Source organism: Allopontixanthobacter confluentis (assembly GCF_009827615.1).
Classification (GTDB): Bacteria; Pseudomonadota; Alphaproteobacteria; order Sphingomonadales; family Sphingomonadaceae; genus Allopontixanthobacter; species Allopontixanthobacter confluentis.
Window position 1 is genome coordinate 140,971 of record NZ_WTYU01000002.1, and the last position, 21,260, is coordinate 162,230.

Below are 21,260 nucleotides of genomic sequence, written 5' to 3' on the forward strand. Positions count from 1 at the left end.
TGCAAATCGTGGCCGGATTGCGGTGGCTGCGGCAGTGGCGATAGTGCGGAGCGAGAAGCCGTTATTCATCCAAGTCGGGCCTTGCGCGATGTCTGCGCTAAGCTAGAGGGGTGACCATAAAAGTTACAGGAGAAACCGGATGCGCCAGATCGATCATTTCATTGTCGGCGGTGCGGGCAAGACAGCGGCCCGTCACCACGATATTTTTGACCCCAACCAGGGCGAAGTGCAGGCGCAGGTTGCGCTGGGCGATGCAGCCTTGCTGGACCGGGCCGTGGCCGCAGCCATGGCGGCGCAGCCCGAATGGGCCGCCACCAACCCCCAGAAACGCGCCCGCGTCATGTTCGAATTCAAACGGCTGGTCGAAGCCAATATGGACGAACTGGCCCATCTGCTCAGTTCCGAACATGGCAAGGTGATTGCCGATGCCCGCGGCGATGTGCAGCGCGGGCTGGATGTGATCGAATTTGCCTGCGGCATCCCGCACGCGCTGAAGGGTGAATTTACCCAAGGTGCCGGCCCCGGCATTGATGTCTATTCCATGCGCCAGCCGCTGGGCATTGGCGCGGGCATCACCCCGTTCAATTTCCCCGCCATGATCCCGATGTGGATGTTCGGCGTCTCCATCGCGGTGGGCAATGCCTTCATCCTGAAACCGTCAGAACGTGACCCGTCCGTGCCGGTGCGGCTGGCGGAACTGATGCTGGAAGCAGGCGCGCCAGAGGGTATTCTGCAAGTCGTGCATGGCGACAAGGAAATGGTCGATGCCATTCTTGACCATCCCGATATTGCCGCTGTCAGTTTCGTCGGATCATCCGACATTGCCCATTATGTCTACAAGCGCGGCGTTGCCGCCGGCAAGCGTGTGCAGGCCATGGGCGGCGCGAAGAACCATGGCATCGTGATGCCGGACGCTGACTTGGACCAGGTGGTGAACGACCTGAGCGGCGCAGCCTTCGGCTCGGCTGGCGAACGCTGCATGGCGCTGCCTGTGGTGGTGCCGGTGGGTGAAGATACCGCTCAGCGCCTGCGCGAAAAACTGATCCCTGCAATCGAGAAAATGCGCGTGGGTATCTCCACCGACAGCGATGCGGATTATGGCCCGGTGGTTACCGCAGAACACAAAGCCCGCGTGGAAGGCTGGATTGCCACGGCTGAAAAGGAAGGCGGCGAAATCGTCATCGACGGGCGCGGCTTCAGCCTGCAGGGCCATGAGAAGGGCTTCTTTATCGGCCCCACCCTGATCGACCATGTCACGCCCGACATGGAAAGTTACAAGGAAGAGATTTTCGGCCCCGTACTGCAAATGGTGCGCGCCGCCAATTTCGAGGAAGCCCTCGCCCTGCCCAGCAAGCATCAATATGGCAATGGCGTCGCCATCTTCACCCGCAATGGCCATGCTGCGCGTGAATTTGCCGCACGGGTCAATGTCGGCATGGTCGGCATCAATGTGCCGATTCCCGTTCCGGTTGCCTATCACAGCTTCGGCGGGTGGAAACGCAGCGCGTTTGGGGACACCAACCAGCACGGCATGGAAGGCATCAAGTTCTGGACCAAGGTGAAAACCATCACCCAGCGCTGGCCCGATGGCAGCGGCAGCGATGAAGGCAATGCCTTTGTCATTCCGACGATGGGGTAACATTCATGAGGCAGCACGTTTCGTCTGGCTCCCCGTATGAAGATCAATTCGGTTTCTCACGCGCAGTGCGCGTGGGAGGCCGAATTATCGTCGCAGGCACCGGACCGATCGAGGATGATGGCACCACGACCAGCGGCGATGCCGCAGCGCAGGCGGCCCGCTGCTGCACATTGATTGTCGCCGCAATCGAGCAACTGGGCGGCAGCGCGGCGGATGTTGTGCGCACCCGGATGTTCCTGACCGACATCAGCCAGCAGGATGCCATCGGCGAAGTGCATGCGCGCTTTTTCGGCATGGCCCGCCCGGCTGCCACCATGGTCGGCGTGGCGGCATTGTGCCGCACTGAATGGATGGTGGAAATAGAAGCAGAAGCCGTAGTAGAGGCAAGCGTATGACAGACCAGTTCCAATTGAATGAAGACCAGCTTGCGATCCAGGAAATGGCGCAGCGGTTCACTGCCGACAACATCACGCCCTTTGCGGCGGAATGGGACGAAAAGAAGATTTTCCCCCGCGATGTGATCAAATCCACCGCAGAGCTGGGCTTTGGCGCGATTTACGTGTCCGAAGAAAGCGGCGGCATCGGGCTTGGCCGGCTGGAAGCCGCGCTTATCATGGAAGCCATGGCCTATGGCTGCCCCGCCACCAGCGCGTTCATTTCCATCCACAACATGGCCGCATGGATGATCGACCAGTTCGGCGGACAGGAGTTGAAGGACCGATACCTTCCAGACCTCGTCACCATGGAAAAAATCGCATCCTACTGCCTGACAGAGCCTGGCTCCGGTTCCGATGCGGCCGCGCTCAAGACCACGGCAAGGCTGGACGGCGACCATTATGTGCTGAACGGCACCAAGCAATTCATTTCCGGCGCCGGGGTGAACGATGTTTATGTCACCATGGTCCGCACCGGCGAGCACAAGTCGAAAGGCATCACCTGCCTGGTGGTGGACAAGGACACGCCCGGCGTATCCTTCGGCGCGCCGGAACGGAAATTGGGCTGGAATGCTTCCCCCACAGCGCAGGTCATCTTTGAAGATGCGCGTGTGCCAGTGGCCAACCGCGTGGGCGATGAAGGCGAAGGTTTCCGCTTTGCGATGATGGGGCTGGATGGTGGCCGCCTCAACATCGGCGCCTGTTCACTGGGCGGCGCGCAACGGTGTCTGGATGAAGCGATTGCCTATACCAAGGACCGCAAGCAGTTCGATACGCCAGTGGCCGATTTCCAGAACACCCAGTTCATGCTGGCCGATATGGCGACCGATCTGGAAGCAAGCCGTGCGCTGCTGTATCTGGCTGCGGCCAAGGTCACGGCCAATGCGCCGGACAAGTCGCGCTTTTCCGCCATGGCCAAGCGTCTGGCGACGGACAATGGCAGCAAAATCGTCAATGACGCGCTGCAATTGTTTGGCGGTTACGGCTATCTGCAGGACTATCCGATCGAACGCTTCTGGCGCGATCTGCGCGTCCATTCGATTCTCGAAGGCACCAATCAGGTCATGCGAATGATCGTGGGAAGGGACTTGCTGCGCCAATGACCGATCAGATCAATATCCACACCCACGGTTCGGCCGGGCATCTCTCGCTCAACCGGCCCAAGGCGCTACACGCGCTGACGCTGGAAATGTGCCATGCGATGAGCGGCGCGCTTGCCACATGGGCAACCGATGATGCGGTCAAAACCGTCATCATCGACCATGCCGAAGGGCGCGGTTTCTGTGCCGGCGGCGACATTGCCTTCCTGCGCAATTCCGCGCTGAACGATGGCGGCACCAGCGGGCGCCAGTTCTTCCATGACGAATATCAGCTGAACCACCAGCTGTTCACCTATCCCAAGCCGGTGGTCGCCTTCATGGATGGTATCACCATGGGCGGCGGTGTCGGCATCAGCCAGCCAGCCAAATACCGTGTCGCCACCGAACATACCAAATTCGCCATGCCGGAAACGGGCATCGGCCTGTTTCCCGATGTTGGCGGCGGCTGGTTTCTTTCGCGCCTTGGCGGGCGGATGGGCCAGTTTCTGGCGCTGACCGGCGCACGGCTGGATGGTGCGGAATGTCTGTGGTCCGGCCTTGCCACGCATTATCTGGCGAGCGAAAACCTGGCCGAAGCCAAGGCCCGCATCGCCGCAGGCCACGAGGCAGGCGGCGTGCTTGCCGCTTTGTCCGAAACCCCGCCGCCCGCACGGATCGAAGGCAATGCGGTCAGGATTGCCAGGCATTTCGCGTCCGACCGGTTCGAGGATATTCTGGCATCGCTGGAAGCCGAAGACAGCGAATGGTCGATCAAGGAACTGGCGACCTTGCGCACCAAAAGCCCGCAGACCTGCAAGGTGGCCCTGCGCCAGCTGGCGCAAAGCGCGCAGCTGAGTGATTTTGCCGAAAATATGCGCATGGAATATCGCATCGCCAGCCGGGTGCTGACCCGGCCCGATTTTGCCGAGGGCGTGCGCGCTGTCATCGTGGACAAGACGGGCAATCCGCAGTGGAACCCCGCCACACCCGAAGGCGTGACCGACGATCTGATCGACGCGATCTTTGCGCCCCTGCCCGAAAATGAAGAATGGAAGCCCCTATGAGCTATGAAACGATCCTGACCGAAAAACGGGGTGCAGTCACGCTGATCACCCTCAACCGGCCACAGGCGCTCAATGCACTTAGCAGTGTGGTGCTGGACGAGTTGATCGAAGCCTTCGCCGCTTTTGAAGCGGATGACAGCCAGCGATGCGCCGTGCTGACCGGATCGGGCGAAAAGGCCTTTGCCGCAGGGGCCGATATCAAGGAAATGTCGGACAAGCAGGCGGCAGATTTCTACCTCGAGGATTTCTTTTCCAAATGGACCAGCCATCTGGTCAAGGCCGTGCGCAAACCATGGATTGCGGCAGTCAACGGCTTTGCACTGGGCGGCGGCTGCGAGCTCGCCATGATGGCGGATTTCATCATCGCGTCCGACCAGGCGAAATTCGGCCAGCCGGAAATCAAGCTGGGCGTGGCGCCGGGCATGGGTGGCAGCCAGCGCCTGACCCGCGCCGTGGGCAAATCCAAGGCCATGGAAATGTGCCTGACCGGGCGCATGATGGGCGCAGAAGAAGCCGAACGGTCCAATCTGGTCGCCCGCGTTGTGCCGCATGATGAACTGATGACCGAAGCGATGAAAACCGCCACCACCATCGCTTCGATGCCGCCCATGGCAGCCATGGTGAACAAGGAAATGGTCAATTCCGCCTTCGAAACCGGCCTTGATCAGGGCGTGGCACTGGAACGTCGCCTGTTCCAGATCCTGACCGCCAGCGAAGACAAGGCCGAAGGCATGGCCGCCTTCATCGAAAAGCGCGAAGGCAAGTGGCAGGGGCGGTAATGCTCGACACCACCGGCATGGCCCTGCCTTGTTCATAATCGGAGAGACACAATGAGAATTGCATTCATCGGCCTTGGAAATATGGGCGCCGGCATGGCTGCCAATCTGGTGAAGGCAGGCCACAATGTGCGCGCATTCGACCTTAGTGAAGTGGCGCTGGGGCAGGCCAAGGCCAATGGCTGCGAAACATTCCCGACCGCACGGGAAGCTGTTCAGGGCGCAGAAGCCGTGGTTTCCATGCTGCCCAATGGCGGCATTGTGAAACGTGTCTTCACGTCCGATGTCATCGGCCATGCCCCTGTTGATGCCATCCTGATGGACTGTTCGACCATCGACGTGGCGACAGCTCGCGAAGTGGCGGAAGCTGCCGCAAATGCCGGTTATGACATGGTCGATGCGCCCGTATCGGGCGGCATCGCAGCTGCCAGCGGCGGCACGCTCACTTTCATGGTCGGCGGCAGCGATGATGCATTCAAGCGCGCCGAACCGGTCCTGTCCGCAATGGGCAAGGCCGTCATCCATGCAGGCCATGCAGGCGCCGGGCAGGCGGCCAAAATCTGCAATAACATGCTGCTGGGCATCCAGATGATCGGCACATGCGAGGCCTTCACCATGGCGCAGAAGCTGGGCCTCGATCCGCAGACTTTCTACGATATCAGCTCCGTCAGTTCAGGCCAGTGCTGGTCCATGACCAGCTATTGCCCTGTCCCCGGCGTTGGCCCGCAAAGCCCGGCTGACAATGATTACCAAGGCGGCTTTGCGACAGCGCTGATGCTCAAAGACCTCAAGCTGGCGATGGAAGCCGCCGAAACGGCAGGCGCGGACACGCCCCTGGGCAACCATGCAAAGCAATTATACGAGGCTTTCTCGCAAAATCACGGCGGCCTCGATTTTTCCGCCATCATCAAATCGCTCTAGCCTTCGATGGCGGCAATAATGCCGCCCAGCCAGTCGCTCGGGGCCTGCCTGCGGCCGATATCGGCCACGAATTCCTGCCCCCGAGCCACGCTTTGCAGACGGCTGCCGCGCAGCCAGCGGTCCGGTCGGTCGTGATAGGTCAAACCGCCCTGCTTCAGCCATGGGGGCCGGTGCCACAGGCTGGGCGGGCCGCCTTCCACGGTCAGGCGCAGAGCGGGCTGAGCTGAACGGGCCGTGCTGCCCCGCCCGCAGTAAATCACATCATTCCGGCCATGCATCCCCAGCGCATGGGGGTGGCCGATGTCTGCCAGCGCCTCACGCACCGCATCGGGGCAGGTCGCGAGGTCGATAAGCCCCTCAACTTTCAGAAAACCGAAAATCCGGTGATGTGCTTCGCCCGTCGCTTCTTCGCGGAACAGGCCGAAAAACACGAATATATCGCCCATGCCGACCTGCTGGTTGGCCAGATGCGTCTGCGCCGCACCGCATTGGCCGAACAGGCACGTGCCATCAGCCCGAAACATCGGATCATGGTGGCACAAGTCATCAGCACTCAATCTGCCCCTGCTGGCCGCACCCGCAAGAGCGCCAAGGCCCAGATCGCCATAGGTTGTGCGCGAAAAGCCGCCGCCGGGGATCGGCAAGCTGACCGGTGTGCCGCCCACAATGGGCGATGCACCGCCGCCCGCCGCGCTGTCAAAGCCCTTGCGGCTGAAGATAATCCGCATGATGCCGCCCTTTTCCGCCAGAACACGCCAATCTGGCCAAGCCATGACAAGTCTTGCGTAAAATGAACACGGCTTTAGGGAGCGTTGCTGTGAAAGTTACAGCCCTGATCCTTGCCGGAAAACGATCCGGCGTCCTCGACCCGCTGGCCGCAAATGCCGGTGTGGCGCAGAAATGCGTCGTTCCTGTGGGCGGAAAGCCGCTTATCGAACATGTCGTGACTGCCCTGGCCGCGTGCGACCGAGTGGCCGAAATCCGCATTGTCTCGCATGAGCCGGACGAAATCGAAGCCATCGCATTGGTGAAGCAACTGAAGGACGAAGGCCGGCTGGTCTTCCGTCCGGGTGCGTTCAATCTGGTCGACAGCGTGTTTTCCGGTGCCGAGGGCGCCGAGTTTCCGATTATGATCACCACTGCCGACAATGTGCTGGTGACCCCGGAAGGCTATGCCGAGTTTATCGACAAGGCGCTGGCCGCCAAGGCCGGGGCCGCCGCGGCCCTTGCCCGCAAGGAAGATGTGCAGGCCGCTGATCCCGATGGCCAGAAACGCTTTTACGAATTTCGCGATGGCGGTTTTTCCAACTGCAACACTTATTGGATCGGCTCGCCAGAGGCGCTGTCTGCTGCGGAAATATTCCGCAATGGCGGCCAGTTCGTGAAATTCCCCCGCCGTATTGCCAAGGCATTCGGCATAATGAACCTCATCCGGTTCCGCCTCGGCTGGGGCGCGATTGATCCGCTGTTCGCCAAATTGTCCCGCCGCTTCGGTTTCAAACTGAGCGCGATTATCATGTCGAAAGGCGAATATGCGATCGATGTCGATAACCAGCGCACTTATGACGTGACCGAAAAGATGCTGGCAGCCCGCGCTGCAACTGCGGCTGCGGCTTCAGCTGCGGCTGGGGCCTGAACGGCCCGGGGGCCAACGCCATGCGCCGCCTTATGCGCAATATCGGATGGCTGCTGGGTGGGCGCGGCTTCAATGCTGTCCTCAGCCTGGTCTATCTGGCGCTGGCAACGCGCACATTGGGGCTTGAAGGGTTCGGCTATTTCGCGCTGATCGTGGCGCTGGGCCAGACTGTCACCGGCATTGCCAATTTCCAGACGTGGCAATTTGTCATCCGCTGGGGCGCAGAAACGGAAAACGCCGGTGAAGCAACCGGCTTTGCCATTGCGCTCGACATGATGAGCCTGCTGCTGGGGGCAATTCTTGCCACCGGCCTTGTGTATTCAACCAGATTCTGGCTGCCGCTGCCCTCTGAATTGCATGGGCTGGCGCTGTGTTACTGCCTCGTGTCGCTTGCTTCCATCCGCAGCACACCCACGGGCCTTCTGCGCCTGCGCTTCAAATATGGGCTGGCAACAGCCGCTGATGCTGTCCAGCCGATCGTGCGGGCGGCAGGCGCGGTCCTGGCAGTGCTGTATATGCCCGATGTGACGGGTTTCATCCTGGCCTGGGCAGCATCGGAAGTCGCCGTGGCGGCGGCCTATTGGATCATCGCGGCGCGGGACCAGAAAATCGATTTTTCGCAGATCAGCCTGTTTCGCATTCCCCGCCATCATCCCGAAGCATGGCGTTTTGTCTGGTCCACCAACATGTCCGGCAGCCTTGCAGTGGGCGGCAAGCAAGTGATGATCCTGCTGGTCGGCGCGATTGGCGGCGAGGCCTTTGCGGGCGGGTTCCGTGTGGCATCACAGCTGGGTCAGGCGCTGGTGCAATTAGCCCAAACAGTGTCCAAGGCGATCTATCCTGAACTGGTGCATGCGCAGGACAATGCAGTCGCAATCGCCCGGCGCATGGCGCAGCTGGCACTGGTTGGCGGCATTGTGGCAGTCGGCATTGCCATCCTGTTTGGCCGCTGGGGGCTGGTTGCCATTGCCGGGCCGGAATTCCGCATTGTATATTGGGCCATGGTCATTCTGGCTGTGGCAGGCGCGATTGAACTGGTCGGGGCCAGTCTGGAATCGCTGCTGGTTTCAGCCGGACGGGCAGGCACAGCCTTCCTCACCCGCGCTGCCCCCACCTTGCTGGCCATGGCGCTGCTGCCTACGGCGATGGAATGGAACGGGCTGAAAGGCGCGGCGTTCACCATTTTGGGGTCAAGCGCGCTGGCCGTGATCGGATTTTACGTGGCGGTTCTGTCGCTGGCGAAAATCCGCATCACCATTGAACCTGCAGAAACACCGCAGCCAAAAGTTTAGGCTTACTGCGCTAAATCGCTGCGTGTGCTGTTTGCGCTGCGTTCGCGGTCGATCCGCGCCACCAGTTTTGCAGTTTCAATCGCATTCGCCGCGCCCACCTGTTCAATAGTACGGCGCAGATTGGTGTCCCATACTGCGCCCGGCGGCGTATCCTTGAGCAGCCCCAGCCAGTCATCCAGCGCGCCCTGATGATTGCCATCATGATTCTTACGAACCGCCAGAAAATAGCGCGCTCGCGGATCGGACGGGTCCAGATCGGCCGCTTTTCTGAAAGCAGTCAACGCATCACCGGGCAATGGATCGCTCTCGCTTGCCATCACCCGGGCTTCGCCCAGCGCAGACCAAAGCTCTGCATTTTGAGCATCATTTTCGATGGCCTGCTTATAGGCTGTGGCGGCTTCGCCATAGCCGCCAGCTGCAAAATGCGCGGCCGCCAGTTCCTGCCATACCGCGGCGTTTTTAGGCTCACGTTCAGCGCGGGCCTGCATCTGCCTGATCGACAGCGTCGGCGCATCCGCGCTGGCCACCGGTTCCACCTTGTGTTGTGCAGTAATCGCGCGGTAGCCTATCGCCGCTGCCACCAGCGCCGTTCCGGTGATGAATACCAACAGGCCCAGCCGCTTTTTTGCTGGCACTGCTCCCGCGGTATGCGGCGAAAGGCCTGCCGATGATGTGTTTTTGTCCATCACCGGCAGCTATCACTGATAAAATCGTTCGACAACGCCCCGACAACGCATTGTAATGCGCCAGCAAGCAAGGTTTACTCCGCGGCAGGTTCAGCCCAGGCCAGCACTGGCTTGCGCGCCGCCAGCGTTTCATCCAGCCGCCGGCGCGGGGCATAATGCGGCGCGGTTTTCAGCGTTTCATCGCCGGCAATCGCTCGCTCCGCCACGCTGCGCATCGCACCGATGAACTGGTCCAGCGCGGCCTTGCTTTCGGTTTCTGTCGGCTCGACCAGCATCGCGCCATGCACCACCAGCGGGAAATACATGGTCATCGGGTGGTAGCCTTCGTCGATCAGACCCTTGGCCAGATCCAGTGTGGACAGGCCCTCGGCAAAACCTTTGTCGCCAAACAGCGCTTCATGCATGCACGGGCCGCTATCGGCAAAAGGTGCGTGCAGCACATCTTCCAGTTTGCGCAGGACGTAATTGGCGTTCAGCACGGCATCTTCGGCCACTTGCTTCAGCCCGTCAGCGCCGTGGCTGAGGATATAGGTCAATGCGCGGGTGAACATGCCCATCTGGCCATGGAAGGCAGTCATCCGTCCAAAGCTGTTGGAATGGCGATCACCAGCGGTTTCTTCTTCTACCAGCACGAAGCCATCATCGTTTTTTTCGACGAAAGGCAACGGCGCAAACGGTGCCAGAGCTTCGGAAAAGACGACCGGGCCGGACCCTGGTCCGCCGCCGCCATGCGGGGTGGAAAATGTCTTGTGCAAATTGATGTGCATCGCATCCACGCCCAGATCACCGGGGCGAACACGGCCAACGATGGCGTTGAAATTGGCGCCATCGCAATAGACCAGCCCGCCCCCAGCGTGAACCGCATCGGCAATCTTGCGGAAATCGCGTTCGAACAGGCCGCAGGTGTTGGGATTGGTGATCATCACCGCGGCCACATCCGGCCCCAGCCGTGCTTCCAGCGCAGCCAGATCGACCCGGCCTTCCGGCGTTGCGGGAATATCTTCCACTTCGTATCCGGCGAAAGCTGCCGTGGCAGGGTTGGTGCCATGCGCGCTTTCAGGGCACAGAACCACCTTGCGCGCATCGCCGCGCGCTTCCAATGCGGCGCGGATTGCCAGAATGCCGCATAATTCGCCATGCGCGCCGGCCTTGGGGCTCATCGCGACAGCAGGCATTCCGGTCAGCGTTTTCAGCCATTCGCCAAGTTCATGAATGACCGCCAGCGCGCCTTGCGTGGTGGTGCTGGGTGCCATCGGGTGCAGATCGGCAAAACCGGGCATCCGCGCGACTTTTTCATTGAGGCGCGGATTATGCTTCATGGTGCAACTGCCCAGCGGAAACAGGCCCAGATCAATGGCGTAATTCTGGCGGCTGAGGCGCGTGTAATGGCGCACGGTTTCCGGTTCTGACAGGCCGGGCAGGCCAATTCTGGCATCCCGATCCAATCCGCCCATGCGGCGCGGGGCCGATAAATCGGGCGCGGGCAAGTCGACACCGGTGGTGTCCGTCCCGCCAATTTCGAAAATCAGCTTTTCTTCCAGCATCAGGGCGCGGTTGCCCGTGTGGGTCGCTGGCCCACCGATGCTTTCGCCATCAGCATTCATCGCAGGCTTCCAGCCGGACTTATTGGGAGCGTTCATGCCAGCGCCTCCTTCAGCGATGCGGCAAGGGCGTTGATATCGTCCTCGCTCGTGGTTTCGGTAATTGCGACAAGCAGCCCGCCGGCAAGATCTGCTTCATCAGGATAAAGCCTGCCCAGCGAAACACCGGCAAGAATGTTCTTGTCCGCCAGATCCCGCACCACTTCGCGGGCATCACCGTCGATCTGAATCGTGAATTCGTTGAAGAACGCATCGTTGAGGACAGTCACGCCCGGCACTGCTGCCAGCGCATCTGCGGCCACACAGGCAAGCCGATGGTTTTCTGCCGCCAAAGCGCGCAGGCCCTTTTCGCCCAGCAGCGTCATGTGGACGGAGAACGCCAGCGCGCACAGGCCCGAATTGGTGCAGATGTTGGATGTCGCCTTTTCGCGGCGGATATGCTGTTCGCGGGTGGACAAGGTGAGCACGAAGCCGCGCTGCCCTTCGGCATCCACGGTCTCGCCGCACAAGCGGCCCGGCATTTGCCGCACATATTTCTGACGGGTCGCGAACAGGCCCAGATACGGCCCGCCAAATTGCAGGCCCACGCCGATCGACTGGCCTTCGCCCACCACGATGTCCGCGCCCATTTCACCCGGCGACTTGATCGCACCGAGGGCAACCGGCTCTGTCACCACGGCAATCAGCAGCGCCTTATGCGCCTGCGCCTTTTCGGCAATGGCGGACAAATCGCCGATGCGGCCCAGAATGTCAGGATATTGGACCACGACACAATTGGTATCGTCATCGATCGCATCCAGCATGGCGGCATAATCAGGCGCAGCATCCATCACAGGGGCAGTGTATTGGATTTCATCACCGGTAAAGCGCGCCATTGTCTTGATGACGGATACATAATGCGGGTGCAGGCCGGACGACAGGATTGCGCGTTTCTTGCGCGTAATGCGCCGCGCCATGCTGATTGCTTCCCAGCAGCCGGTTGACCCGTCATACATGCTGGCATTGGCCACATCGCAGCCATACAGCCGCGCCACCTGGCTCTGGAATTCAAACAGCATCTGCAACGTGCCCTGCGCGATTTCCGGCTGGTAAGGCGTGTAGGCCGTCAGGAATTCGCCGCGCTGGATGATATGGTCGACACTGGCCGGAACATGGTGGCGATATGCCCCTGCGCCCAGGAAAAACGGTGCGTCACCGGCGGCAAGGTTCTGTTTTGCCAGCCGCCCCATATGGCGTTCCACTGCCAGTTCGCTGGCATGCATCGGCAGGCCGCGGATCGGCCCGTCCAGCTGGGCTTCAGCCGGAACATCCACGAACAACGCGTCAATATCGGGCGCGCCAATGGTTTCCAGCATTGCCGAACGGTCGGCATCGGTCAGGGGGAGGTAACGCATCGTTGTTTTTCCTCGCAATCCTGCAGGGGCAGGATCAATGCAGCATCATTCGCCGTTTGGGGCGCGACCCTTACAGGCCTGCGACAAATGCCTTGTAGCCAGCTTCGTCCATCAACCCGTCCAGTTCGCTCTTGTCAGCCACTGTCAGTTTGAAGAACCAGCCATCTGTTTCAGGGGCGGTGTTGACCAGCGCAGGGTCTTCTTCCAGCGCCGGATTACCTTCCAGCACGGTGCCGGCGATGGGGGCGTAAACGTCTGACGCCGCTTTGACCGATTCCACCACAGCAGCATCTGCGCCCTTGGTCACTTGCGTGCCGGCTGATGGCACTTCGACAAAGACGATATCGCCCAGCTGGCTTTGCGCGTAATCGGTGATGCCGATGGTGGCAGTATCGCCTTCGATTTCGATCCATTCATGTTCGTCGGTGAAATAACGGCTCATTTGGTGTCTCCTGACAGGGAAGTTGGGCCACGATAGTAATTCTGGGGCACGAAAGGCATCGGCGCGACACGCGCATCCAGCCGCTTGTTGCGCACTTCTATCTGCAAATCCGTGCCAAGGGCGCAATGCGCTGCATCGACATAGGCCATGGCCACCGGATGGCCGAGCGTGGGCGAAAAGCCGCCCGATGTGACCCTGCCCACCTGCGTATCGCCGGAAAATACCAGCGCGCCTTCGCGGGCAGGCAGCCGCCCTTCCAGCACCAGCCCCACCCGTTTGACAGACGGGCCTTGCGCCAGCAGGCGGACGACATTTTCATGCCCCATCCACCCGCCAGTTTCGCGCCGCTTTTTCGTCAGCGCAAACAGCAGATCGGCAGAAACAGGATCGGTATTTGTATCAAGGTCATGGCCATACAGCGGCAGGCCTGCTTCCAGCCGCAAACTGTCGCGCGCGCCCAGCCCGGCGGGCTTTACACGGGCGTCTGCCACCAGCGCATCGGCCAATGCTTCGGCCTTGTCGGCAGGAACGGAAATTTCAAAGCCGTCTTCCCCGGTATAACCGGCGCGGCTGACCCATAGAGGCGTGCCATTCCAGTCGAACGCGCCAGCGGTCATGAACACCAGTTCGCCCACGCCGGGAAGGATCGTTTCCAGAACCGCGGCAGCTTCGGGGCCCTGCAATGCCAGCAGAGCCTGGTCGGCATGGTGCTTCAGGGTGATTTCATCGGGCAGATGTTCGCGCAGATGGGCGATATCGTCCCATTTCATCGCGCCGTTCACCACCAGACCCAGATGCGGGCCGACATTGGTGACGATCAGATCGTCCAGCACGCCGCCATTATCATCCAGCAGCAGAGAATAGCGCATCCGGCCCGGTTTCAGCCCGGCAATGTCGCCCGGTAGCAGAGTTTCCAGTGCTTCTGCCGCGCCGTCACCTTCCAGCGATAGCTGGCCCATGTGGCTGACATCAAACAGCGAAGCATGGCCGCGCGTCCAGTCATGTTCGGCAACAATGCCTTCATATTGAATGGGCATCTGGTAACCGGCGAAATCGACCATCCGCCCGCCTTTTGCGCGATGCCACGCATCCAGCGGCAGCACCTGCACTTCGGGCATGTCGTCAGGATGGGTTTCGGTCTGGTCTTCGGTCATTGGGCAGTTCCCGGCAGATATGGCGCAACTATGGCGCAGATACGGCAATACTCCTGCGAAGAAGCACCTTCACCATACCCCCTCTGTCGGGAAACCTGAGAGCTTCGCCCTGCACGCCTGTAACAGGCAGCGCCGGATTACCCCTTCGGTGGAACGGCAGCCGTCATTCGATGGCCGAAATTCGCTTTCCAGAGTGTCTGCCACATCGCGGTCCGTTTGCCTGAGAGTTTCCGGGGCGGTTGCTCCTTCGGCGCCATGTGCCGGCAAAAGCACACGATCTCTCCCGCGATATGGCCGGGGAATCACTCCCCCGGCGACAAATTTGCTTTGGTCGATTGTCCAGTCCCGGTCAATCGAGATTGGCCGTCAATCACGATTAGTCATCAATCCAGATTAGGGCGCAGCCAGCGTTCGGCGGTGGCAATATCCACCCCGCGCCGCGCTGCATAATCTTCCAGTTGATCGCGGCCAATCCGGGCCACGCCGAAATAGGATGCTTCGGGATGGGCGAAGTAAAAGCCGCTTACCGCTGATGTGGGCCACATGGCGTAGCTTTCCGTCAGCGTCAGCCCGGCATTGGCAGGTGCATCCAGCAGGTCGAACAAGGCAGGCTTCAGGCTGTGATCAGGGCAGGCCGGATAGCCCGGCGCGGGGCGGATGCCGCGATATTGTTCCTTGATCAGCGCTTCATTGGTCAGCTGTTCGTGCGGGGCATATCCCCACAGATCGGTGCGGACATGCTGGTGCAGCCGTTCTGCCATGGCTTCGGCAAAACGGTCAGCCAGCGCTTTCAGGAGAATGTCGGAATAATCGTCATTGTCCGACTGGAACCGGGCTGAATGTTCGTCAATTCCGTGAATGCCCACGGCAAACCCGCCAATCCAGTCCCCCGCCGGATCGATGAAATCGGCTAGGCAATAATTGGCGCGCCCGCGTGATTTGCGTACCTGCTGGCGCAGGAATGGCAGCACCACATGGTCTTCTGTCTGCAGATGGATGGTTACATCATCACCATCACGCGCACAGGGCCAGAACCCGCACACAGCCTTGGCAGTCAGCCATTTCTCGTCAATCATCCGGTCCAGCATGGCATGTGCGTCAGCAAACAGGGACCGCGCGCTTTCGCCCACCACGTCATCCTGCAAAATGGCCGGATAGGTGCCATGCAGTTCCCAGGCGCGGAAAAACGGCGTCCAGTCGATAACTTCGCGCAGATCTGCCAGCGGCCAGTCGTCAAACACATGCACACCCGGCTTTACCGGCGGAGCCGATTTGTCGCTCATGTCGGCGGCAAAGCCATTGGCCCGCGCATCGTCAATGCTCAGCAATTCGCTTTGCGTCTTGCCGGCCCGCACATCACGGACATGGGCATAATCCGCTGCGGTTTCGGTGACAAAATCATCCCGCAGCGTATCGGACAGCAATTTGGACGCCACGCCGACAGCGCGGCTGGCATCCAGCACATGGATAACAGGGCCGGTATAGGCAGGTTCGATCCGCAGGGCTGTATGCACCTTGCTGGTAGTGGCCCCGCCGATCAGCAGCGGCATGGTCATGCCTGCCCGCTGCATTTCTTCGGCCACGGTCACCATTTCATCCAGCGAGGGTGTGATGAGGCCGGACAGGCCAATCATGTCGACATCCTCGGCACGCGCGATTTCGAGGATTTTGGGCCATGGCACCATCACCCCAAGGTCGATCACTTCATAGCCATTGCACTGCAACACCACGCCGACGATATTCTTGCCAATGTCATGCACGTCGCCTTTCACGGTCGCCATGATGATCTTGCCCTTGGCTTTGGCGCCGGCTTCCTTTTCCGCCTCGATGAAGGGGATGAGGTGGGCCACGGCCTTTTTCATCACGCGAGCGGATTTGACGACTTGCGGCAGGAACATCTGGCCGCTGCCGAACAGGTCGCCCACCACATTCATGCCGTCCATCAACGGGCCTTCGATTACTTCGATGGGGCGCCCGCCGCGCTGCTGGATGAGGCCGCGCATTTCTTCTGTATCAGACACGATATCGGCATCGATGCCCTTGACCAGCGCGTGTTCCAGCCGTTTTTCGACGGGCCACCCGCGCCATTCCGCGGCTTGTTTCTCCGCCACCGGGTCCTTGCCCTTGTAACTTTCGGCCAGTTCGATCAGCCGTTCGGTGGCGGTCATTGCGCCTGCCACCGGCCGCATCAGGATTACATCTTCGCACGCATCCCGCAACACAGGGTCGATCTGGTCATAAATATCCAGCTGCCCCGCATTGACGATGGCCATGTCCAGCCCGGCGGGGATCGCATGATAAAGAAACACCGAATGCATGGCGCGGCGCACGGTTTCATTGCCGCGGAAGCTGAAGCTGAGGTTGGACAGCCCGCCCGATGTCTTGGCATGGGGGCACCGCAATTTGATTTGGCGCACGGCCTCGATGAAATCCAGACCATAGCGGTCATGGTCCTCGATGCCGGTGGCCACGGCAAAGATATTGGGGTCGAAGATGATATCTTCGGGCGGAAAGCCGATCCCGGTCAGCAATGCATAGGCACGGCTGCAAATTTCAATCTTGCGTTCTTTGGTGTCGGCCTGCCCGGTTTCATCAAACGCCATCACCACCACGGCAGCGCCATAATCGATGCATTTGCGCGCCTGTTCCAGGAAAGCGTCTTCGCCTTCCTTCATGGAAATGGAATTCACGATCGGCTTTCCCGAAACGCATTTCAGGCCCGCTTCGATCACATCCCATTTGGAACTGTCGATCATGAAGGGGACCCGCGCAATATCGGGTTCTGCGGCGATCAGCTTCAGAAAAGTGGTCATGGCATGGACAGCATCGAGCAGCCCTTCATCCATGTTCACATCAATGATCTGGGCACCATTATCGACCTGCTGCCGCGCGACTTCCACGGCCGCGGCATAATCATCGGCCATGACCAGTTTCTTGAACCGGGCGGAACCGGTGACATTGGTGCGCTCGCCAATATTGACGAATTGCGATCCTGTAAGGGCAGTCATGGGTCTATCCTGTCGCCTTCAGGCGGCCAAAGTAAAAGGTTCAAGCCCGGCGAGCCGGGTAAAGGTATCAGCCTGCGGAATGGGGCGCGGTGCCAGCCCTGCAACCGCCGTGGCCATGGCCGCAATATGCGCAGGCGTGGAACCGCAGCATCCGCCCAGCACATTCACCTGGCCATGTTCGGCCCATTCGCGCACCAGGCCCGCAGTGGTCTGCGGCTGTTCGTCATATTCGCCCAGTTCATTGGGCAGACCGGCATTGGGATAGGCCAGCAGAAGCGTATCCGCGATCCGGCTGAGAAGCTGGATATGCGGGCGCAATTGTTCCGCGCCGAACGAACAGTTCAGCCCGATGGTCAGCGGATTGGCATGGCGCACGGCATACCAGAATGCTTCCACCGTATGGCCCGACAGATTGCGGCCAGACAGGTCCGTCAGCGTCATGGACAGCATGATCGGCACATCGCGACCCAATTCGCGGGCCAGCCTGCGAATGGCGAAAATGGCTGCCTTGGCATTCAGCGTATCGAAGATGGTTTCCACCAGAATGAAATCCACCCCGCCTTCGATAAGGGAGGCTGCCTGTGCGTGATAGACATCGACCAGATAGTCGAAAGTGATTTCACGAAAACCGGGGTCTTCCACGTCTGGCGATAGCGACAATGTCTTGTTGGTCGGCCCGATCGCCCCTGCGACAAACCGGGGGCGGCCATCTTTTGCGGCATATTCATCTGCCAGTGTGCGCGCGATGCGGGCCGAAGCGATGTTGATTTCCGCCACCAGATGTTCCGCTGCATAATCGGCCTGCGAAATGGTGTTGGCAGAAAACGTATTGGTGGAAACCACGTCGGAACCGGCATCAAAATACGCGCGGGTGATATCGGAAATGACATCAGGCCGGGTCAGGGCGAGAATGTCATTATTGCCCTTCTGGTCCGCCTTCAGGCCAAGATCGCCCGCATAATCGGCTTCCTGCAGTTTCCGGTCCTGGATCTGGGTGCCAAAGGCGCCGTCGAAAATCAGCACCCTTTTGGCCGCTTCGGCCCTGAATTTTTCACGTGCGGTCATTGGTTTTCCCCAGCCGGGCGCATGCCGAGCAGATGGCAGATGGCATATGCAAGATCAGCCCTGTTCAACGTGTAGAAGTGAAACTGGCGCACCCCGCCTGCATAAAGCCGGCGGCATAATTCGGCAGCGACTGTGGCCGCCACCAGTTGGCGCGCAGCAGGCCGCGCATCCAGCCCGTCAAACAGGCCATCCATCCACGGCGGGATGGCAGCACCGCAGGCACTGGCAAATTTGCGCGCCTGGGCCACATTGGTAACCGGCAGGATGCCGGGCAGCACCGGCGCATCAATACCCTTGGCAGCCAGCTTGTCCTGAAACCTGAAAAACACTTCCGGTGAAAAGAAGAATTGCGAAATTGCCCGGCTGGCGCCTGCATCCAGTTTGCGCTTGAGGTTATCAATATCGCTGTCGGGGCACTGCGCATCGGGATGCGTTTCGGGATAGGCAGCCACCGAAATGTCAAAATCGGCGATGGTCTTGAGACCGGCGACCAGTTCCGCGGCGCTGGCGTAGCCATCGGGATGGGGCACAAATGGCGCACCAGGTTCACCGGCATCGCCGCGCAGTGCAACAATATGCCGCACGCCTGCTTCCCAATATTGCTCGGCCACTTCGCGAATTTCTGCCTTGGACGCATCGACACAGGTCAGATGGGCGGCTGCAGGGATATGCGCTTCGGCAATGATCCGCGCGACAGTATTATGCGTCCGCTCACGGGTGGAACCGCCGGCGCCATAGGTGACGGACACAAAATCCGGGCCGAGCGGTTTCAGCTGTTGCACGGCATCCCACAGCATCGCTTCCATTTTCTCGCTCTTCGGCGGGAAAAATTCGAACGATGCTGAAATGTCGCCCGGCAGGGACGCAAACAGCGGATTATCATGCGCGGTTCTAGCTTCCTGCGCCAGATCGAGGGAATGGGTCATTTTACACTCTTCGTTTGGTCGGCAGATATTTGATTGGCGCGGCGTGAACCCATCCAGATCTTGACCATCAGTTCGCCGCCATCCAGCGCGATGGGCGGGGCCGGCTCGAAGCCTGCCTGCGCCATCATGGCAGCAAGCGCAGCGTCGGTAAAACCAAGGCGCACATGGGCATAACGGTCGCGCAGTTCTTCATGCCCGTGACTGGCAAAATCGATGATGACGATGCGGCCACCATCGCGGGTAACCCGGGCAGCTTCCATCAATGCGGCAGCAGGATTGAGCGCAAAATGCAGCACCTGATGCAATAAGACAGTGTCGAAGCGCTGCGGGGCAAATGGCAGCGCCGCAAAATCGCCCTGCACCAGTTCAACCGCATCTGCGGGCAGATGCTGCAATTTAGCGCGCGCCACTCTCAACATGTCGAGGCTTTTGTCCAACGCCACAATCGAACCTGCGCGCGGGGCAAATAATTCCGCCATGCGCCCTGTGCCAGTGCCAATATCCAGTACAGCGCCAAGGGCATGATCGCCCAATGCCGCAATCAACCGTTCTTCCACCAGTTGATCGGGGCTGTGCAGGCTGCGCAACTGGTCCCATTCTTCGGCATGAGCGGCAAAAAAACTGGCGGCGTGTTCTTCACGAGATGCCCGGATCGCGGCCAGGTGGCGGCGGTCATCAGCGCAAGCAGCGGCGAATTCAGGATCCTCGCGTTCCGCTGTAGCCAGAAGATGAGCCACTGCCTCGCCCATCGGGCTGCCCCGGTCGCGGCCAGCACGGGCGCGAAGAAAAACCCAGCTCCCTTCGCGATTTCGCTCGGCCAGACCGGCATCACACAGAATGCCGACATGGCGGGAAACGCGTGGCTGGCTTTGACATAGGACCTGAGCCAACTCGCCAATGGCAAGTTCGATCACGCCGATGAGTCGCATGATTCTAAGGCGGGTGGGGTCGGCCAAAGCCTTTACGATTGGTTCGATATGCATACGAAGCAGCATATAAAGATATTTTTATATCTGCAAGCGAGGTTTTTTGGACCGCCTTGTATATTTGCCGGGCATTGTTGGAGCGCCGCCCGACATACACCAAGCAGTTATTCGCTCTCGAACTCGTCGGACCTAGCTATTTCACGCTTCCGCGCTCCAACAAACGCACCGGAACCCGCCGTTCGGCTACGGGACGCGCTGCCGTCCCCATAGCACTGGCCCCCAGCACATTGGCCACCAGCATGGCCCCTGCGACATCGAAATCAGGTTCGATGGATGTCAGCGGCGGGGAAGTATGGATGCCGGCACGAACGCCGTCAAAACCAACCAGTCCGCATTGTTCGGGGACAGAAATGCCGCTGGCCCGCAATTCCTCCATCGCGCCGAGGGCAATCGAATCGCACGCCACAAACAATGCATCGAACGGATCTCCGGCATCCATCAGGGCGCGGATGGCCTTGTGACCCTGTGTCGCGCGGTCATCGGTGTAATCCACTTGTTGCAGGCGCGGCTCAAGGCCCGCTTCGGTCATGCCTTGGGCATATCCTTCATACCGCTCCCGGAACTGGCGCTGCGGCGAATCGACCGCGCCAAGATGGACGATATTGCGGTAACCCGCCGCGATCAGATGGCGCGCGGCAATCAGGCCCCCTTCGTAATTATCCGACCGGATCCATTCCAGATCGTCAAATGGCGAGCCCCAGAAAACCACCGATCTGTTATCCGCGCTGATGCTGCGAAAATATCGCCATGCCGCATCATTGGAAGTGGTCCCTATGACAATGACCCCGTCGGCCTGCCCGCTTTCCTCATATTTGCCGAATAATTGATCCGCCGAAGCCTGGAACGACACCAGCGTCTGGTAGCCCTGGCCCGATGCTGCGGCGCAAACACTGCCCAGCAGGGAGAAATAGAACGGATTGATTTCGCTTGGCGGCTCGTCCGGGCGGCAGATGACCACCACGGCCAGCGTGCCGGTGCGCCCTTGCCGCAGCTGCGCTGCCCGTGCATCGACCATATAGCCAAGTTCTTCGGCAGATTTGATCACCCGTGCGCGCGTGGCTTCGGTAATGGCGCTGGAATTGGCCAGAGCGCGCGACACGGTTGACTGGCTGACACCTGCATGTTCGGCAACGTCGAATGATGTCACGCGTGCCCGC

Annotated in this window: 19 protein-coding genes and 1 riboswitch; of the genes, 8 read left to right on the forward strand and 11 right to left on the reverse strand. The window is 60.2% G+C overall.

What is annotated here, in order from left to right:
- Nucleotides 1–139: 139 nt before the first annotated feature.
- The 6 genes from GRI44_RS09025 to mmsB are packed head-to-tail and all read left to right on the forward strand — an operon-like array spanning nt 140 to nt 5,913.
- Complete coding sequence (locus GRI44_RS09025; protein WP_160601491.1) at nt 140–1,639, forward strand: CoA-acylating methylmalonate-semialdehyde dehydrogenase; 1,500 nt, start codon at nt 140–142, stop codon at nt 1,637–1,639.
- A 5-nt stretch (nt 1,640–1,644) separates the two neighbouring features.
- A complete protein-coding gene (locus tag GRI44_RS09030; RefSeq protein WP_160601492.1) occupies nt 1,645–2,034 on the forward strand; it encodes a RidA family protein in 390 nt (129 codons plus the stop codon).
- Nucleotides 2,031–3,176 (forward strand): acyl-CoA dehydrogenase family protein, encoded by a 1,146-nt coding sequence (locus GRI44_RS09035; protein ID WP_160601493.1) that lies wholly within the window; start codon nt 2,031–2,033, stop codon nt 3,174–3,176. The genes GRI44_RS09030 and GRI44_RS09035 overlap by 4 nt, the downstream gene beginning before the upstream one ends.
- Nucleotides 3,173–4,216 (forward strand): enoyl-CoA hydratase/isomerase family protein, encoded by a 1,044-nt coding sequence (locus tag GRI44_RS09040; RefSeq protein WP_160601494.1) that lies wholly within the window; start codon nt 3,173–3,175, stop codon nt 4,214–4,216. The genes GRI44_RS09035 and GRI44_RS09040 overlap by 4 nt, the downstream gene beginning before the upstream one ends.
- Nucleotides 4,213–4,995 carry an enoyl-CoA hydratase-related protein gene (locus GRI44_RS09045; RefSeq protein WP_160601495.1) on the forward strand — a complete coding sequence of 261 codons (783 nt, stop codon included), beginning with the start codon at nt 4,213–4,215 and terminating at the stop codon, nt 4,993–4,995. The genes GRI44_RS09040 and GRI44_RS09045 overlap by 4 nt, the downstream gene beginning before the upstream one ends.
- A gap of 51 nt (nt 4,996–5,046) precedes the next feature.
- The gene (gene mmsB, locus GRI44_RS09050; protein WP_160601496.1) at nt 5,047–5,913 is read left to right on the forward strand and encodes a 3-hydroxyisobutyrate dehydrogenase; all 867 of its coding nucleotides are present in this window, start codon (nt 5,047–5,049) and stop codon (nt 5,911–5,913) included.
- On the opposite strand, the gene GRI44_RS09055 is transcribed toward mmsB, so the two are convergent.
- Nucleotides 5,910–6,686: an Nmad3 family putative nucleotide modification protein gene (locus tag GRI44_RS09055; RefSeq protein WP_232843092.1), complete on the reverse strand. Its 777-nt coding sequence runs from the start codon at nt 6,684–6,686 to the stop codon at nt 5,910–5,912. The genes mmsB and GRI44_RS09055 overlap by 4 nt on opposite strands.
- 44 nt (nt 6,687–6,730) lie before the next feature.
- Here GRI44_RS09055 and GRI44_RS09060 point away from each other — a divergent pair, with 44 nt between their 5' ends.
- Nucleotides 6,731–7,549, forward strand: a complete 819-nt coding sequence (locus GRI44_RS09060; protein WP_332872397.1) for an NTP transferase domain-containing protein — start codon at nt 6,731–6,733, stop codon at nt 7,547–7,549.
- A 20-nt stretch (nt 7,550–7,569) separates the two neighbouring features.
- The gene (locus GRI44_RS09065) at nt 7,570–8,841 is read left to right on the forward strand and encodes a lipopolysaccharide biosynthesis protein (protein WP_160601498.1); all 1,272 of its coding nucleotides are present in this window, start codon (nt 7,570–7,572) and stop codon (nt 8,839–8,841) included.
- Nucleotides 8,842–8,843: 2 nt separating this feature from the next.
- Here the strand turns inward: GRI44_RS09065 and GRI44_RS09070 are convergent, their stop codons facing one another.
- The 10 genes from GRI44_RS09070 to GRI44_RS09115 all read right to left on the reverse strand — a co-directional run bounded on the left by GRI44_RS09070 (nt 8,844) and on the right by GRI44_RS09115 (nt 21,250).
- Complete coding sequence (locus tag GRI44_RS09070) at nt 8,844–9,527, reverse strand: tetratricopeptide repeat protein (protein WP_160601499.1); 684 nt, start codon at nt 9,525–9,527, stop codon at nt 8,844–8,846.
- A gap of 74 nt (nt 9,528–9,601) precedes the next feature.
- Nucleotides 9,602–11,131, reverse strand: coding sequence for an aminomethyl-transferring glycine dehydrogenase subunit GcvPB (gene gcvPB / locus GRI44_RS09075; RefSeq protein WP_232843159.1), 1,530 nt, complete (start codon nt 11,129–11,131; stop codon nt 9,602–9,604).
- A 32-nt stretch (nt 11,132–11,163) separates the two neighbouring features.
- Nucleotides 11,164–12,522 carry an aminomethyl-transferring glycine dehydrogenase subunit GcvPA gene (gene gcvPA / locus GRI44_RS09080; RefSeq protein ID WP_160601501.1) on the reverse strand — a complete coding sequence of 453 codons (1,359 nt, stop codon included), beginning with the start codon at nt 12,520–12,522 and terminating at the stop codon, nt 11,164–11,166.
- Between the two features lie 70 nt (nt 12,523–12,592).
- Nucleotides 12,593–12,964, reverse strand: a complete 372-nt coding sequence (gene gcvH / locus GRI44_RS09085; protein ID WP_160601502.1) for a glycine cleavage system protein GcvH — start codon at nt 12,962–12,964, stop codon at nt 12,593–12,595.
- Nucleotides 12,961–14,118: a glycine cleavage system aminomethyltransferase GcvT gene (gene gcvT, locus GRI44_RS09090; RefSeq protein ID WP_160601503.1), complete on the reverse strand. Its 1,158-nt coding sequence runs from the start codon at nt 14,116–14,118 to the stop codon at nt 12,961–12,963. Before gcvT ends, gcvH begins: the two co-directional genes overlap by 4 nt.
- Nucleotides 14,119–14,316: 198 nt before the next feature.
- Nucleotides 14,317–14,414, reverse strand: a riboswitch (glycine riboswitch).
- A gap of 87 nt (nt 14,415–14,501) precedes the next feature.
- Nucleotides 14,502–17,126: a methionine synthase gene (gene metH / locus GRI44_RS09095; RefSeq protein WP_160601504.1), complete on the reverse strand. Its 2,625-nt coding sequence runs from the start codon at nt 17,124–17,126 to the stop codon at nt 14,502–14,504.
- A gap of 18 nt (nt 17,127–17,144) precedes the next feature.
- Nucleotides 17,145–18,191: a homocysteine S-methyltransferase family protein gene (locus GRI44_RS09100; protein WP_160601505.1), complete on the reverse strand. Its 1,047-nt coding sequence runs from the start codon at nt 18,189–18,191 to the stop codon at nt 17,145–17,147.
- Nucleotides 18,188–19,117 carry a methylenetetrahydrofolate reductase [NAD(P)H] gene (gene metF / locus GRI44_RS09105; RefSeq protein WP_160601506.1) on the reverse strand — a complete coding sequence of 310 codons (930 nt, stop codon included), beginning with the start codon at nt 19,115–19,117 and terminating at the stop codon, nt 18,188–18,190. The genes GRI44_RS09100 and metF overlap by 4 nt, the downstream gene beginning before the upstream one ends.
- Nucleotides 19,114–20,100 (reverse strand): ArsR/SmtB family transcription factor, encoded by a 987-nt coding sequence (locus GRI44_RS09110; protein ID WP_160601507.1) that lies wholly within the window; start codon nt 20,098–20,100, stop codon nt 19,114–19,116. The genes metF and GRI44_RS09110 overlap by 4 nt, the downstream gene beginning before the upstream one ends.
- Nucleotides 20,101–20,236: 136 nt before the next feature.
- Nucleotides 20,237–21,250, reverse strand: coding sequence for a LacI family DNA-binding transcriptional regulator (locus tag GRI44_RS09115; protein WP_160601508.1), 1,014 nt, complete (start codon nt 21,248–21,250; stop codon nt 20,237–20,239).
- Between the last annotated feature and the right edge of the window lie 10 nt (nt 21,251–21,260).

Coding starts and splice junctions, on each gene's coding strand:
- GRI44_RS09025 (WP_160601491.1), top strand. CDS start 140: ATGCGCCAGATCGATCATTTCATTGTCGGCGGTGCGGGCAAGACAGCG.
- GRI44_RS09030 (WP_160601492.1), top strand. CDS start 1,645: ATGAGGCAGCACGTTTCGTCTGGCTCCCCGTATGAAGATCAATTCGGT.
- GRI44_RS09035 (WP_160601493.1), top strand. CDS start 2,031: ATGACAGACCAGTTCCAATTGAATGAAGACCAGCTTGCGATCCAGGAA.
- GRI44_RS09040 (WP_160601494.1), top strand. CDS start 3,173: ATGACCGATCAGATCAATATCCACACCCACGGTTCGGCCGGGCATCTC.
- GRI44_RS09045 (WP_160601495.1), top strand. CDS start 4,213: ATGAGCTATGAAACGATCCTGACCGAAAAACGGGGTGCAGTCACGCTG.
- mmsB (WP_160601496.1), top strand. CDS start 5,047: ATGAGAATTGCATTCATCGGCCTTGGAAATATGGGCGCCGGCATGGCT.
- GRI44_RS09055 (WP_232843092.1), bottom strand. CDS start 6,686: ATGGCTTGGCCAGATTGGCGTGTTCTGGCGGAAAAGGGCGGCATCATG.
- GRI44_RS09065 (WP_160601498.1), top strand. CDS start 7,570: ATGCGCCGCCTTATGCGCAATATCGGATGGCTGCTGGGTGGGCGCGGC.
- GRI44_RS09070 (WP_160601499.1), bottom strand. CDS start 9,527: ATGGACAAAAACACATCATCGGCAGGCCTTTCGCCGCATACCGCGGGA.
- gcvPB (WP_232843159.1), bottom strand. CDS start 11,131: ATGAATGCTGATGGCGAAAGCATCGGTGGGCCAGCGACCCACACGGGC.
- gcvPA (WP_160601501.1), bottom strand. CDS start 12,522: ATGCGTTACCTCCCCCTGACCGATGCCGACCGTTCGGCAATGCTGGAA.
- gcvH (WP_160601502.1), bottom strand. CDS start 12,964: ATGAGCCGTTATTTCACCGACGAACATGAATGGATCGAAATCGAAGGC.
- gcvT (WP_160601503.1), bottom strand. CDS start 14,118: ATGACCGAAGACCAGACCGAAACCCATCCTGACGACATGCCCGAAGTG.
- metH (WP_160601504.1), bottom strand. CDS start 17,126: ATGACTGCCCTTACAGGATCGCAATTCGTCAATATTGGCGAGCGCACC.
- GRI44_RS09100 (WP_160601505.1), bottom strand. CDS start 18,191: ATGACCGCACGTGAAAAATTCAGGGCCGAAGCGGCCAAAAGGGTGCTG.
- metF (WP_160601506.1), bottom strand. CDS start 19,117: ATGACCCATTCCCTCGATCTGGCGCAGGAAGCTAGAACCGCGCATGAT.
- GRI44_RS09110 (WP_160601507.1), bottom strand. CDS start 20,100: ATGCATATCGAACCAATCGTAAAGGCTTTGGCCGACCCCACCCGCCTT.